This window comes from Saccharopolyspora sp. NPDC047091, from assembly GCF_040643635.1.
Lineage (GTDB): Bacteria > Actinomycetota > Actinomycetes > Mycobacteriales > Pseudonocardiaceae > Saccharopolyspora_C.
In genome coordinates this window covers 19,230-33,046 of sequence record NZ_JBEYUS010000031.1, presented here as the reverse complement: position 1 = coordinate 33,046, position 13,817 = coordinate 19,230, and the positions used below count along the sequence as shown (strand labels likewise).

General features: G+C 70.2%; 12 protein-coding genes. 7 read left to right on the top strand and 5 right to left on the bottom strand.

The window, feature by feature from the left end:
• Positions 1-576 precede the first annotated feature (576 nt).
• Positions 577-1,434 carry a helix-turn-helix transcriptional regulator gene (locus tag ABZ805_RS15670; RefSeq protein ID WP_358440071.1) on the top strand — a complete coding sequence of 286 codons (858 nt, stop codon included), beginning with the start codon at positions 577-579 and terminating at the stop codon, positions 1,432-1,434.
• Positions 1,431-1,649 (top strand): DUF397 domain-containing protein, encoded by a 219-nt coding sequence (locus tag ABZ805_RS15665; protein WP_358440068.1) that lies wholly within the window; start codon positions 1,431-1,433, stop codon positions 1,647-1,649. Before ABZ805_RS15670 ends, ABZ805_RS15665 begins: the two co-directional genes overlap by 4 nt.
• A gap of 196 nt (positions 1,650-1,845) precedes the next feature.
• Here ABZ805_RS15665 and ABZ805_RS15660 read toward each other — a convergent pair whose 3' ends face one another.
• Together ABZ805_RS15660 and ABZ805_RS15655 are read right to left on the bottom strand one after the other, a co-directional pair.
• A complete protein-coding gene (locus tag ABZ805_RS15660; RefSeq protein WP_358440066.1) occupies positions 1,846-3,054 on the bottom strand; it encodes a cytochrome P450 in 1,209 nt (402 codons plus the stop codon).
• A gap of 332 nt (positions 3,055-3,386) precedes the next feature.
• Entirely contained in the window at positions 3,387-4,025 is a 639-nt protein-coding gene (locus tag ABZ805_RS15655) for a TetR/AcrR family transcriptional regulator (protein ID WP_358440064.1), read from the bottom strand.
• Positions 4,026-4,194: 169 nt separating this feature from the next.
• Between ABZ805_RS15655 and htpG the strand changes: the two genes are divergently transcribed.
• Positions 4,195-6,090, top strand: coding sequence for a molecular chaperone HtpG (htpG, locus tag ABZ805_RS15650; RefSeq protein ID WP_358440061.1), 1,896 nt, complete (start codon positions 4,195-4,197; stop codon positions 6,088-6,090).
• A gap of 45 nt (positions 6,091-6,135) precedes the next feature.
• Here htpG and ABZ805_RS15645 read toward each other — a convergent pair whose 3' ends face one another.
• Together ABZ805_RS15645 and ABZ805_RS15640 are read right to left on the bottom strand one after the other, a co-directional pair.
• The gene (locus ABZ805_RS15645) at positions 6,136-6,951 is read right to left on the bottom strand and encodes an ion transporter (RefSeq protein WP_358440059.1); all 816 of its coding nucleotides are present in this window, start codon (positions 6,949-6,951) and stop codon (positions 6,136-6,138) included.
• Positions 6,952-7,310: 359 nt separating this feature from the next.
• Positions 7,311-8,333, bottom strand: a complete 1,023-nt coding sequence (locus ABZ805_RS15640) for an NAD(P)-dependent alcohol dehydrogenase (RefSeq protein WP_358440149.1) — start codon at positions 8,331-8,333, stop codon at positions 7,311-7,313.
• A 133-nt stretch (positions 8,334-8,466) separates the two neighbouring features.
• On the opposite strand from ABZ805_RS15640, the gene ABZ805_RS15635 reads away from it, so the two are divergent.
• Positions 8,467-9,051 (top strand): helix-turn-helix domain-containing protein, encoded by a 585-nt coding sequence (locus tag ABZ805_RS15635; RefSeq protein WP_358440056.1) that lies wholly within the window; start codon positions 8,467-8,469, stop codon positions 9,049-9,051.
• Between the two features lie 16 nt (positions 9,052-9,067).
• On the opposite strand, the gene ABZ805_RS15630 is transcribed toward ABZ805_RS15635, so the two are convergent.
• On the bottom strand, positions 9,068-9,682 hold the full coding sequence (locus tag ABZ805_RS15630) for a TetR-like C-terminal domain-containing protein (RefSeq protein ID WP_358440053.1): 615 nt from the start codon (positions 9,680-9,682) through the stop codon (positions 9,068-9,070).
• A 193-nt stretch (positions 9,683-9,875) separates the two neighbouring features.
• On the opposite strand from ABZ805_RS15630, the gene ABZ805_RS15625 reads away from it, so the two are divergent.
• The 3 genes from ABZ805_RS15625 (at position 9,876) to ABZ805_RS15615 (ending at position 13,638) form a co-directional block, all read left to right on the top strand.
• Positions 9,876-10,940 (top strand): quercetin 2,3-dioxygenase, encoded by a 1,065-nt coding sequence (locus tag ABZ805_RS15625; RefSeq protein WP_358440050.1) that lies wholly within the window; start codon positions 9,876-9,878, stop codon positions 10,938-10,940.
• Between the two features lie 119 nt (positions 10,941-11,059).
• The gene (locus tag ABZ805_RS15620; RefSeq protein ID WP_358440047.1) at positions 11,060-12,949 is read left to right on the top strand and encodes an NAD(P)/FAD-dependent oxidoreductase; all 1,890 of its coding nucleotides are present in this window, start codon (positions 11,060-11,062) and stop codon (positions 12,947-12,949) included.
• Positions 12,950-13,311: 362 nt separating this feature from the next.
• Positions 13,312-13,638: a putative quinol monooxygenase gene (locus ABZ805_RS15615; RefSeq protein ID WP_358440045.1), complete on the top strand. Its 327-nt coding sequence runs from the start codon at positions 13,312-13,314 to the stop codon at positions 13,636-13,638.
• Positions 13,639-13,817 lie beyond the last annotated feature (179 nt).

The following is a 13,817-nucleotide window of genomic DNA, read 5'->3' as shown; positions in this document are numbered from 1 at the left end:
ACCACCGCGTCCCCGTCCTCGAAGGCCGCACCGGCCCGGCACGGCTCCGGCAACACCCCCGACGCCACGATCCCCGCAACATCCGCGACAGGTGGATCGACCACCGGTTCATCCCACGCGAACAAGCTCACCGGACGCGGCACCGCCACACCCACCCGCAGCGCACACATCGGGCAGACCTCGCGATCCGCCACACCATCCGGACACACCGCCCGACGCGTGAACACCGGCCCGTACACCCACGCACCACACGCCGACGGCAACGCACCACCACCCCGACGCGTCACCACGTGCCACCGCGTATCCACCGGACCCCACGACGCAGCCCACACCCACATCACCGACCACCTCCGACGACTTCGGCGGCCGTGCCGCTAGCTAGTTCCTGCTGCGCAAGCCGCTGAACTTGATCTGACACGTGGCCTCCCTGCGTAGGTCCCCTCGGTCGTAGCTGGTACAACTTCCGCCACCAGAACTGACCCGACTTCGCAGAAGCATTTCAACTTGAAATTCAAGTTGAAATGATTCGTTCGGGTGATGGGACCGTCTTGAGCCAAGGGGGCAAGATTGACGACCATGAACCCACCGAGCCCGGCGGTGTGCCGTCTGCTTCTCGGCCGTGAACTCCGACAACTCCGCGACGCCGCAGGCGTCACGCGCGACGAGCTCGGCAAACGAACAGGCTGGACAGGAAGCAAGGTCAGCCGAGTCGAGCAAGGTCAGGCCACGCTGCAAGTCACCGAAGTCGACAAGCTGCTGACGTTGTTCAACGTGAAGGACGCCGACTCGGACCGGGTCCGTGCACTTGCACAACAAGCACGCAAGCGCGGGAGCTTCGGGAAGGTGCCCGACTGGTCGAGGCAATACCTCGGCTTGGAGTCAGACGCGGACACGCTGACCATCTGGGATGCCGAGCTGATCCCAGGACTGGTTCAGACCGAAAGCTACGCCCGTGCGGTGGTCTCGACGTCAGTCGTTGTGGCCACGGCCGATATCGATCAAACGGTCAAGGCGCGACTGCGGAGACAGCACCTCGTCACCAGACCCGAACCACCCCAGCTGAATATCATCCTCGGAGAAGCCGCCCTCAGACGTGAGATCGGCGGCCCGGCAGTGCTCCGCGAGCAACTGCTTCACCTGCGCACCATCGCCACGCTGCCTCACGTGACTCTCCAAGTGCTGCCGTTCAAATCCGGCGAGCACGCCGCGCTGGGCACCTCGTTCACGCTACTTCGCCTGAACCTGGAGGGCGTCGCCTTCACCTACGCCTACCTCGAAGACCTCACACGGGCGGATTGCCTGGACGGCGACCAACACGTGCAGGTGTACGAGCTGGTCGCCGAGCGACTGCGGATCGCTGCACTCGGTCAGCGTGAGACACTGGAGACGCTCGATAGGGCGATCCGTGAACTGCCGAGTGAGGAAGCGACGTGACGACGCTCAAGGACGAACGCAGCGCCACCTGGCACAAGAGCAGCCGCAGCAGCGGCGGCGCGAACAACTGCGTCGAACTCGGCGCTCAAGACCACACCTGGCACGCCATCCGTGACAGCAAGGACCCGCACGGCCCGGCCCTGTCTCTGAGTCACGACACCGTGGTCTCGCTCATCGGTGCAGTTAAAGCGGGACGCTTACCTCACGCAGAATAAGACGCTTCCTTGTGAATCCTCGCTTGCTCCGGCAGGCGAGGATTTCTCTATCTACGTCAAGGCGCGCCTTCGGCGACGTAGGCGGATCTTTCCAGCGCTGCGCTGCGCCACCGGCGCACGCTGGTCGGCGAAACCCGGGTAAGGCGAACAGCCCGTCCGTCCCGAGGTATCGAGTCGGACGGGCCGGGCCGCGGGATCACCAGGCGACGGGCAGCGACTTCAGGCCGTAGACGAAGTGGTACGAGCGGAACTCGATCTCGTCGTCGGGGATGGCGGTGCGCAGCTCCGGGAACGCCCGCAGCAGCGCGGGGAACGCGATGCGCATCTCCATCCGGGCCAGCGGCGCGCCGAGGCAGTGGTGGATGCCGTGGCCGAAGCCGATGTGGTTCGTCGGTTTGCGGGTGATGTCGAGCGCGTCGGGATCGTCGACCAGTTCCGGATCCCGGTTCGCCGCGGGCAGCGCGAACACGACCATCTCCCCGGCGGGGATCACCTGGCCGGCGATCTCCACCTCGGTGGTGGTCACCCGCGGCGTGCCGGAGTGCACGATGCTCAGCCAGCGCATCAGCTCCTCCACCGCGGGCGCCACCCGCTCCGGGTCGTCGCGCACCAGCGCCAGCTGGTCGGGGTGGCGCAGCAGCGCGAGGGTGCCGAGGCCCAGCATGTTGGAGGTCGTCTCGTGCCCGGCGAGCAGCAGCAGGCTCGCGATGCCGGTCAGGTCCGGGGTCTCCAGCTCGTGGCCGTGCTCGCGCACCAGCATGCCGAGCATGTCCTCGCCCGGATCGGCCTGCGCGCGTTCGACGAGTTCGCGCATGTACGCCCGCTGCGCGAGGCTGGCCTGCCGCCGCACGTCCTCGGGCAGCGAGGTGTCCAGGATCGTGCCGGTGCGGGTCTGGAACTCGTCGCGGTCGGCGTAGGGCACGCCCAGCAGCTCGCAGATCACCAGCGAGGGCACCGGCAGCGCGAAGTCGGTCACCAGGTCGCGCGGAGCACCGGCCCGGCGCATCGCGTCCAGGTGCTGGTCGACGATCTCCACGATGCGCGGTTCGAGCCGCCGCATCCGGCGCACCGTGAACTCGGGGGTGAGCATCTTGCGCAGCCGGGTGTGCTCCGGCGGGTCGTAGCCCAGCAGGTTGCCGCGGCGCAGCTCCGCCGCCTCCTCCGGGGACAAGTCGCTGTTCGGCCGCTGCCAGCCGTTGCTGAAGGTCTCCGTGTCGCCGAGCAGCGCGCGGACGTCCGCGTGCCGGGTGACCAGCCAGGCGCGGGCGCCGAACGGGGTGGCGACCTGGGTGACGCCGTCGTTCTCGCGGGCCGCGGCGAGGTCGGGAACCGGGTCGAACCCGTTGCGCCGCATGTGCAGGGGCAGGGCGGGAGTGGTGGCCGGGCTGTCCGTCGCAGAGGACATGGGCGCTCCTGGTGTCGGAAGGGGAACCCGACCCACGCTACCTAACCGAGAGTCGACTCTCACTTAATCCGGCTGTGAACTTCCTGAGAGCTCACCCCGACCCGACCGGCCACCCACCGAGCCGAAGGTGAGTGGCCCACCCGCCCAACAGGAATGGTCAAGCGACCCACTCACCCAACATGCCGATTCAGGTGAGTGGCCCACCCGCCCAGCGGGGTTGGTCGAGCGGGCCACTCACCTAGGTCGTCAGCGGCGCGGCCGCTGGCATCCCGCAGCGAGGGAACAGCCGAGGTTCCGCCACTCCACCACCGCGCGACCGAAGCAGCAGAAACTCAGCACTCCGAAGCCGTCGAGGCTTCGCCCGGCGGGCACGGCAGTTCCGCTCCCCCCGCCCGGCTGCCGTCGAGCAGCAGTGCCAGGTAGCGCCGCCAGCCGCACGATTCGCCGGTGGCGCGCTCCGCCACCCCGGTCGTCGCGGTCGCCAGCACCATCACCACCACGGCGGTGAGGTCGCGCTCCCCCAGTTCCGCGCGCACCCGCCCGTCGCGCTGGGCACGCCGCAGCACCTCCCCCATCGTCGCCAGGAACCTCGGCAGCACGTCGGACATCGTCACGCCGGTTTCGTGCACCGCGTTCAGCAGCGCTCCGTTGCGCACCACCGTTTCAAGGCTCTCCTCCAGGCCGCGGCGCAGGCCGAGCCACGCGTCGGGTTCGGCGGCGGCCTCGGCGAGCAGCGGCTCGACCTCCTCGGTGAAGTACTGGTCGAACACGGCCGCCACCAGCTCCCGCCGGCCCGCGAACCGGCGGTACAGCGTGGCGAGCCCCACCTCGGCACGCCGGGCCACGTCCTCCAGCCGGATCGCCGGGCCGCGCTCCGCGAGCTCCGCGCGCGCGGCGGCCAGGATCCGCCGGTGGTTGCGCTGGGCGTCGGAGCGCAACGCGCGCCGCTGCGGGTTCTCCGGATCGGACATGGCCAACAGCATGCCGGACCGCCCCGCACCTGCCGGGACGAGGGCGAACACGTGCACGGCGCGATCACCGGCCCGGTAACCTCACGGCCAGCGAACCCGGCCGCGCAGGCCGGACCCAGATCCCCGGATTCGACGGCCGGACGCGACATGCGGCCAGGAAGGAACTCACGTGAGCACGCAGGTGGAAACGGCCGAATTCCAGGCCGAGGCGCAAAAACTGCTGCAGCTGATGGTGCACGCCATCTACTCGAACAAGGACACGTTCCTGCGGGAGCTCATCTCCAACGCCTCCGACGCGCTGGACAAGCTGCGGTTGGCCTCGTACCAGGACAAGGACCTCCAGGTCGACACCGAGGACCTGCACATCTCGGTGGAGCCGGACCGCGAGCAGCGGACCCTGACGATCCGCGACAACGGCATCGGGATGTCCAAGGACGAGGTGCGCGACCTGATCGGCACCATCGCGAAGTCGGGCACCGCGGAACTGCTGCAGGAGCTCAAGGACACCTCCGACGGCGCCGCCGCGCAGGAGCTGATCGGCCAGTTCGGCCTCGGCTTCTACTCCAGCTTCATGGTCGCCGACAAGGTCACCCTGCTGACCCGCAAGGCCGGCGAGGACGCGGCGACCCGCTGGGAGTCCAGCGGTGAGGGCACCTACACCATCGAGACCGTCGACGAGGCCCCGCAGGGCACCGCGGTCACGCTGCACCTCAAGGCGGAGGACCAGGAGGACCGGCTGCTGGACTACGCCGACACCCGGACCCTCACGCAGATCATCAAGAAGCACTCCGACTTCATCGCGTGGCCGATCCGGATGGAGGTGGACAAGCCCGGCGCCGAAGGGGAATCCACCACCGAGGTGGAGACCGTCAACTCGATGAAGGCGCTGTGGGCCCGCCCGAAGGGCGAGGTCGAGCAGGCCGAGTACAACGAGTTCTACAAGCACATCAGCCACGACTGGAACGACCCGCTGGAGACGATCCATCTGCGGGCCGAGGGCACCTTCGAGTACCAGGCGCTGCTGTTCATCCCGTCGACCGCGCCGTTCGACCTGTTCTCCCGGGACCAGAAGCGCGGCACCCAGCTCTACGTCAAGCGCGTGTTCATCATGGACGACTGCGAAGAGCTGATGCCGGAGTACCTGCGGTTCGTCAAGGGCGTCGTGGACGCGCAGGACCTGTCGCTGAACGTGTCCCGCGAGATCCTGCAGCAGGACCGCCGCATCCAGATGGTGCGCCGCCGCCTGGTGAAGAAGATCCTCAGCACGGTGCAGGAGATCCAGGCGAACGACGCCGAGCGCTACGCCACGTTCTGGGACAACTTCGGGCAGGCCGTGAAGGAGGGCATCGTCGGCGACCCGGACAACGCGGAGCTGGTGCTGGACATCTCCTCGTTCGAGTCGACGCACCACGAGAGCGACAAGACGACGCTGCGCCAGTACGTGGAGCGGATGCCGGAGGACCAGGAGGTCATCTACTACATCACCGGCGGCTCCCGCACCAAGATCGAGAACTCGCCGCACATCGAGGCGTTCCGGGACAAGGGCGTCGAGGTGCTGCTGCTGAGCGACCCGATCGACGAGATGTGGGTCGAGTCGGTGCCGGAGTTCGACGGCAAGCGCTTCCAGTCCATCACCAAGGGCGAGGTCGACCTCGACGAGAAGTCCGAGGAGGACTCCCAGCAGCAGGAGGAGTTCGCCGGAGTCCTGTCCTGGATGGGCGAGGCGCTGTCCGAGGACATCAAGGAGGTGCGGCTGTCCTCCCGGCTCAGCAGCTCCCCCGCGTGCATCGTCGGCGACAACCACGACATGACGCCGACGCTGGAGAAGATGTACCGGGCGATGGGCCAGCAGGTGCCGCGGGTCAAGCGCATCCTGGAGATCAACCCGTCGCACCCGCTGGTGACCGGGCTGCGGTCCGCGCACGCCGCGGACGGCGAGCGGGCCGACCTGGCGGAGACGGCGCAGCTGCTCTACGGCATGGCGCTGCTCGCCGAGGGCGGTGAGCTCCGCGATCCGGCGAAGTTCACCTCGCTGCTCGCGAACCGCCTCGCCAGCACGCTCTGATCGTCGAGGTGGGCGGCCCGTCCCGGCGGGTCGCCCACCCGGGCGTCAGACCCGCGCGGTCTCGTCGCGGAGTTCGCGGAGTTCGCGGAGTTCGCTGATTTCTCCGCGCAGCGCCTGGACTTCCGCCAGCAGCGCCGCCATCGTGGCGCTCTCGTCCGCGGCGCGTTCCCGGTCCTCCTGACCCACCTGGGTCTCCATCGCGCTGACGGCGACGGCGATGAACAGGTTGAGCACGGTGAACGTGGTGACCGCGATGTAGGCGACGAAGAAGATCCACGCGATGGGGCGCTCGGCCATCACTTCGCGGGCCACGTCGGACCAGGCCTCCCCGGTCATCACCTGGAACAGGGTGAACAGCGAATTGCCCAGGTCGCCGAAGTACTCGGGCGCCACGTCGCGGTACAGCGTGGTGGCCAGCACCGAGGACACGTAGAGGATCAGCGCGAGCAGCGCCGCGATGGAGGCCATGCCGGGCAGCGCCGCCAGCAGCGCGGACACCACGCGGCGCATCGTCGGCACCACCGAGATCAGCCGCAGCGCCCGCAGCACGCGCAACGCCCGCAGCACGTCGAACGGTCCGGTGGCCGGCGCCAGCGCCACCCCGACGATCACCAGGTCGAAGCAGTTCCACGGGTCGCGGAAGAACCGGCCGCGGTGCACGTACAGCCGGGCGAGGAGCTCGACGACGAACACGGCCATCGCGGTGCGGTCGATCGCGTGCAGCGGGGTGCCGTAGCGGTCCAGCAGGTGCGGCACCGTCTCCAGGCCGAGGGTGATCGCGTTGACCACGATCACGCCGATGATGAACGCGTGGAACCGGGGCGCTTCGACGACGTTCTCGACGCGCTCGCGCACGCTCATGGTGGTTCTCCCGCCGGACTGACTCCATTTCGGACGGTGATCAACTTAGCGCCCGCCGAACACGGCCCACGTCCGGGGGATCACTCAACGTGACGCGGCCCCCACTCCCGGCAGCGGGAGCGGGGGCCGTGCGCGCGGAGCGAACCTGCCCGGCAGATCGTGTCCGTTTCCTGTCAGCGGCGAAGCCGCTGAGCGGCGACCACCTGATCAACCGGACCACCCGCGGGTTCTCAGCTGCCTTCTCGCGAGGACAGCTTTTCCCTCGTGGCGGAGCCACTCGGGAAAAAGATCCCGCAGCGAGAAGGCAGCTGAGGTTCCGCCACCCCATTGCTACGCAACAGGAGCCCGGAGAGCCCCGATCAGAACGTCGCCGTGTCGATGACGAAGCGGTAGCGGACGTCGCTGGCCCGAACCCGCTCGTAGGCCTCGTTGACCTGGTCCGCGGCGATGACCTCGATCTCGGCGCCGATGCCGTGCTCGGCGCAGAACTCCAGCATCTCCTGCGTCTCCGGGATGCCGCCGATCATCGATCCGGCCAGCGACTTGTTCCCGGCGATCAGCGAGAAGGCGTTGTAGGACAGCGGGGTCCCGGGCGCGCCCACGTTCACCATCGCGCCGCCCGGCCGCAGCAGCGACAGGTAGGAGTCGACCGGGATCTCGGCGGAGACGGTGTTGAGGATGAGGTCGAACCGTCCCTTGAGGACGTCGAAGGTCGCCTCGTCCGAGGTGGCGTGGTAGTCGGACGCGCCGAGGCGCAGCCCGTCCTCCTTCTTCTTCAGGCTCTGGCTGAGCACGGTCACCTCGGCGCCCATCGCGGCCGCGATCTTGACGCCCATGTGCCCGAGCCCGCCGAGGCCGACGACGGCGACCTTCTTGCCGGGGCCCGCGTGCCACTGGTTCAGCGGGGAGTAGGTGGTGATGCCGGCGCACAGCAGCGGGGCGGCGACGTCGAGCCCGATCCCGTCGGGGATGCGGCACACGAACGCGTCGCGGACGACGACCTGCTTGCTGTAGCCGCCGTAGGTGTTCTCGCCGTCGAAGCCGACGCCGTTGTAGGTCTGCACGTTGCCGCGCACGCAGAACTGCTCGGTGCCGGCCCGGCAGGGGTCGCACTCGCCGCAGGAGTCGACCATGCAGCCGACGCCGACGCGGTCGCCGACCTGGTGCGCGGTGACGGCGGAGCCGACGGCGGCGACGGTGCCCGCGATCTCGTGACCCGGGACCATCGGGAAGATCGCGTCGCCCCACTCCTCGGCGGCCTGGTGCAGGTCGCTGTGGCAGATGCCCGCGTAGGCGATGTCGATCAGGACGTCGTCCGGGCGCAGGTCGCGACGGTCGATCACGGTGCGTTCCAGGGGTGCACCGGCGCTCGGTGCGGCCATGGCGGGTGTGGGAGCCACTGCGGCCTCCTGTTCCTGTGTTCGGTGATCATCCGCATTGCCGGATGCGCATGTGTTCCCCTAAAGTAAGAGACCACTTACATCGCACGCAACCGATACCGTTGTGAGCTGCCTTATGCCCCGCGCCTACCACCACGGCGAGCTCCGGACCGCGCTGGTCCGCGCCGCTCGCGAGCTGCTCGCGGAACGCGGCGACTACTCCGTCGCCGAAGTCGCCCGCCGCTGCGGCGTGAGCTCGGCCGCGCCCTACCGGCACTTCCCGGACCGCGCCGCGCTGCAGGCCGAGGTCGCGATCACCGTGGCCCGCGAACTGCGCGCCGAGGTCACCGCCGCGATCGCCGAGCACGACGACCCCGACCGGCGGCTCGCCGAAGCGGCCGCCACCTACACCGGCCACTCGATCCGGCACCGGGCGGGCCTGCACGTGGTGTTCGCGGAACCGCTGAACGGGGACCGGTTCCCGGAGCTGCGCCGGGCGGCCCGCGAACTCATCGACGAATACCTGGTGCTGTGCTTCGCGTCCGCCCCGTCCGCGCAGCAGGCGCTGCTGCTGATGGAGCAGCTGCTCACCCAGGCGCACGGCTACGCCACCTTCTACCTCGACGGCGTGCTGTCCCTGCAGGGCTACGACGTGGCCGTGGTCTGCCGGAAGTCCGCGGAAGCCGCCATGACCACCATCACCGGCGCCCGGCGCACCTGACCCCCCGGCAGGCGCGTCAGCGGCGCGGCGGCACCCGCGGTTCCAGGAACTCGGCGGTGCTGCCGCTCATCAGCGCCGCCAGGTAGAACGTCATGTCCTCCACCGGTTCCCGCCGGGGGTTCGCCGCCCAGGTCTCGACCGTCCCGACGAACGCGTGGGACAGGAACGCCAGCAGGTAGTCCGGCGGGCAGTATGCCGCGTCGATGCGCGCCCCCAGCACCGCGAAGTCCTCGGCGAGCAGGCCGCTCAGCAGCCGGCGGCAGCGCGGCCGGAACCCGGCGCCCTCCGGCCCGCGGCACAGCAGCGGCAGCAGCTCCGCGTGCTCCTCGACGACCGCGAGGACCGCCCCGATCCGCGACGTGAGCACCGGGTACAGCCCGGCGTCCCGGCCCGCTTCCCGTTGCGCCGCGCGGAAAGCGGCGCACAGCTCGTCGAGCACCCGCGTGCGCAGCGACTCCAGGTAGGAGCCGATGTCCGCGTGGTGCCGGTAGAACGTGGTGCGCCCGACCCGGGCGCGCCGCACCAGCGCGGAGACGGTGATCGCGCCGACGTCGGACGCGGCACCGAGCTCGACCAGCGCACCCCGCAGTGCAACCTCCACCCGGCCCGGTCCGCGAACGACGTCCTGCACCGGCCCATCGTCCCACCGGGCGCGGTGGGCGGGTCCGCCGCGCCTCGCCGACCTGCGCGGTGGAACATCTGGCACCGATCTGTTCCGCCTCAGCCCGGCACCGCGCCCGGACGTCGGGACACTGGCGGCCGGTGAGCGCGCAGGCCCGCGGACTCCGGGCCACCGTTCCGCGTTCCGGAACCCGAGGAGGACCATGCCCCACGACGTCGAAGCGATCCACGACCTCGCGCCCGTCGTCGACCGGCTGCCCGGCGAACCGGTGCCGTACTACCTCGCCAGCGGCGAGGGACGGCGCTACGAGATCGACGGCGTGCTGTGGACCGTGATCGCCCGCGCCGCCGACACCGGCGGCCTGTTCGACGCCGCCTTCGTCAGCGGCGGACGCGGCGCGGAAGTGCCGTGGCACGCGCACGCCGCCGAGCAGCGCTCGTTCCACGTGTTCGACGGCAGCGTGCAGGTGTGGCTCGGCGACCGCAGCCGCGTTCTCACCCGCGGCGACTCCCTGCACGTGCCGCCGGGGACACCGGTGGCCTTCCGGATGCTGGCGCACGTGACCCGGCTGCTCACCTGGGCGGCACCGGGTGGTTCGCTGGCGCTCGTCGAACGGCTCGGCACCCCGGCGCGGCGGCACGTGCACTCCGGGCGCACCGAGGTCACCACCTCGGCGCGGCAGCGGGCCGAGGCGGGCGCACCGCTGGGCATCACCTTCCCGGACGCGGCGCGCGCGGACGCCGGCGACGAGTGGGACGCGGCGCTGCCCGGCGGCGCGCTGCCCTACTTCCTGCGGCGCGGGGAGGGTGATCGGCGGGAGACCGGGGACGCGCTGAACACGTTCCTGGCACGCGGCGCGAACACCGGCGGCCGCTACTTCGCCGTCGACACCCTCGGCGGGCGCTCCGAGTACTTCATCCGGCACTTCCACCGGCTGCACACCGAGAACTTCCTGTGCGTGTCCGGCCGGATCCGGTTGTACGTGAACGGGCGGGAGGTGCTGCTGACCGAAGGGGACTTCGTGCACGCCCCGGCGGGCACCGTCCACACGTTCGCGTTCGAAGCGCACCACACCCGGATGCTCGGCATCCTCACCTCCGACGTGTTCGAACCGTTCTTCGATCTCACCGGCCGCCCCACCGAGCTGCACGTGCACCCGGACGGCCCCGCCTCCCTGGCGGTGGACCCGGCGGAGCTGGCCGCCACCGACCTGGACCTCGTGGTCGTCGGGCCGCCGCCGGAGCGCGGGAAGGCGATCGGCGACTGATCCCGCATCCGGGGGAATCACGCGGTGCACCGCTTCCCCGGTGCGGCGCCGGTCGGGTTCGCTGGGTGCCGGACGCGCCGTCACAGGCGACGGCGCGCGGTGTTCCGGGAGGCTCGTCCATGTCCCAGACGCTCGGAGATGACCAGACGCGCGAAGCGAACCAGACGTCCCAGGGAGACCCGGCGGCGCGGCAGGGCTGGGAGACGCGGCCACCCGCCGCGAAGTCCGCGGCCCGCACCCGCGCCGAGGCCTGGCTCGCCGAATTCGAAGCGGCCCTCACCGCCCGCGACCCGGACCGGGCGGCCGCGCTGTTCGCCACCACCTCGTTCTGGCGCGACCTGGTCGCGTTCACCTGGAACCTCAAGACCGTCGAGGACCGGGACGGCGTCGCCGACCTGGTCCGCGCCACCGCCGCCGACACCGGCGCCCACGACTTCCACCTCACCGCGGAACCCACCGAAACCGACGGCGTCGTCGAGGCGTGGCTCGGCTTCGAGACCACGGCCGGTCGCGGACGCGGGCACCTGCGGCTCGTCGACGAGGGCGCCTGGACGCTGCTGACCACGCTGCACGAGCTCAAGGGCCACGAGGAACCGAGCGGGCACCGCCGCCCGAAGGGCGCCGAGCACGGCGCCGACCCGGACCGCACCACCTGGCGCGAATCCCGCGACGCCGAAGCGGCGGAGCTCGGCCGCACCCGCCAGCCGTACGTGGTGGTCGTCGGCGGCGGCCAGGGCGGCATCGCGCTCGGCGCCCGGCTGCGCCAGCTCGGGGTGCCGCACGTGGTGCTCGACGCGCACGCCCGGCCCGGCGACCAGTGGCGCGGCCGGTACAAGTCGCTGTGCCTGCACGACCCCGTCTGGTACGACCACCTGCCGTACCTGGACTTCCCGCGGAACTGGCCGGTGTTCGCACCCAAGGACAAGATCGCGGACTGGCTGGAGATGTACACCAAGGTCATGGAGATCAACTACTGGTCTTCGTCGACCTGCCGCTCCGCCTCCTACGACGAGCGCACCGGCGAGTGGACGGTGCTGGTGGACCGCGACGGCGAGCAGGTCGAACTGCGGCCGCGGCAGCTCGTGCTCGCCACCGGCATGGCGGGGAAGCCGAACGTGCCCGAACTCCCCGGGCAGGACCGGTTCCGCGGCGAGCAGCACCACAGCTCGCGGCACCCCGGACCGGACGCGTACCGCGGGAAGCGGGCCGTGGTGATCGGATCCAACAACTCGGCGTTCGACATCTGCGGGGCGCTGTGGGAGGTCGGCGCCGACGTGACGATGGTGCAGCGCTCCTCCACGCACATCGCCAAGTCCGACTCGCTGATGGAGCTCTCGCTCGCCCCGCTGTACTCCGAGGAAGCCGTCGAGGCGGGCATCACCACCCAGCAGGCGGACCTGGTGTTCGCCTCCCAGCCCTACCGGATCATGGACCGGTTCCAGCGGCCCGCGTGCGAGGCGATGCGGGAGCGCGACGCCGACTTCTACGCGCGGCTGGCCGCCGCCGGGTTCCGGCACGACTTCGGCGACGACGACTCGGGGCTGTTCATGAAGTACCTGCGGCGCGGGTCCGGCTACTACATCGACGTCGGGGCGGCGGACCTCGTCGCGGACGGGCGGGTGGCGCTCGCGCACGGACAGGTCGCCGAGCTCACCGAGGACGCGGTGCTGCTCGCCGACGGCACCGCGCTGCCCGCGGACCTCGTCGTCTACGCCACCGGGTACGGCTCGATGAACGGGTGGGCGGCGGACCTGATCAGCCAGGAGGTCGCGGACAAGGTCGGCAAGGTGTGGGGCGTCGGCTCCGACACCACCAAGGACCCCGGGCCGTGGGAGGGCGAGCTGCGCAACATGTGGAAGCCCACGCAGCAGGAGGCGCTGTGGTTCCACGGCGGGAACCTGCACCAGTCCCGGCACTACTCGCTGTACCTGGCGTTGCAGCTCAAGGCCCGCTTCGAAGGGGTCCCCACTCCCGTCTACGGCCTCCAGGAGGTCCACCACACCACCTGACCCCCACCAGGTGAACGGCCCACCCACCCGACCCCCCGCACCGGTGGCCCACTCACCTGAATCCACTCGCCAGGTGAATGGCCCACCCGACCAACCCCGCTGGGCCGGTGGGCCACTCACCCCGACCGACCCACCAGATGAATGGCCCACCCGACCAACCCTGTTGGGCCGGTGGGCCACTCACCTTGGGCGGCTCTCCTGGTCGGTGGGGGCTCCGGCGAGGTCGATGGGTGTTCGGCTGGGGTGCGCGGCGGGTTATCAGCATGTGACAACGGGGGTTGGGCCGGTTCGGACGGTGCGGCAGGGTGTGCGGGGCGGCGCGCGGGCGCCGCGCGTCGTCGATCTCGCAGGGAGCCGAGCCAGTGATCTTCATCGTCGTCAAGTTCCACGTCCGGCCCGACCTCGCCGACCAGTGGCTCTCGCTGGTGGACGAGTTCACCAGGGCGACCCGGAACGAGCCCGGCAACCTGTTCTTCGACTGGGCCCGCAGCGTCGACGACCCGAACCAGTTCGTGCTCACCGAAGGCTTCGCCTCGCAGGAGGCCGGCGTCGAGCACGTGCAGTCCGCGCACTTCCAGGCCGCGCTGGAGCGCATGTCCGAGGCGATCTCGGCGACCCCGGACATCATCAACGTCGAGGTCCCGGGCGACGGCTGGTCCAAGATGGGCGAACTCACCCCGAAGAGCTGATTCTTGCTCTGCTCCTGCCGCGTGGTGCTGGGGTGGCGGAACCTCAGCTGCTCCCTCGCTGCGGGATCGTTTTCACCGGTGGCTCCGCCACAGGAGAAAACGCTGTCCTCGCGAGGAAGCAGCTGAGAACCCGCTGCGGTGCGAGTTGCTCGGGTGGTCGTCTGCTCAGCGGCTTCGCC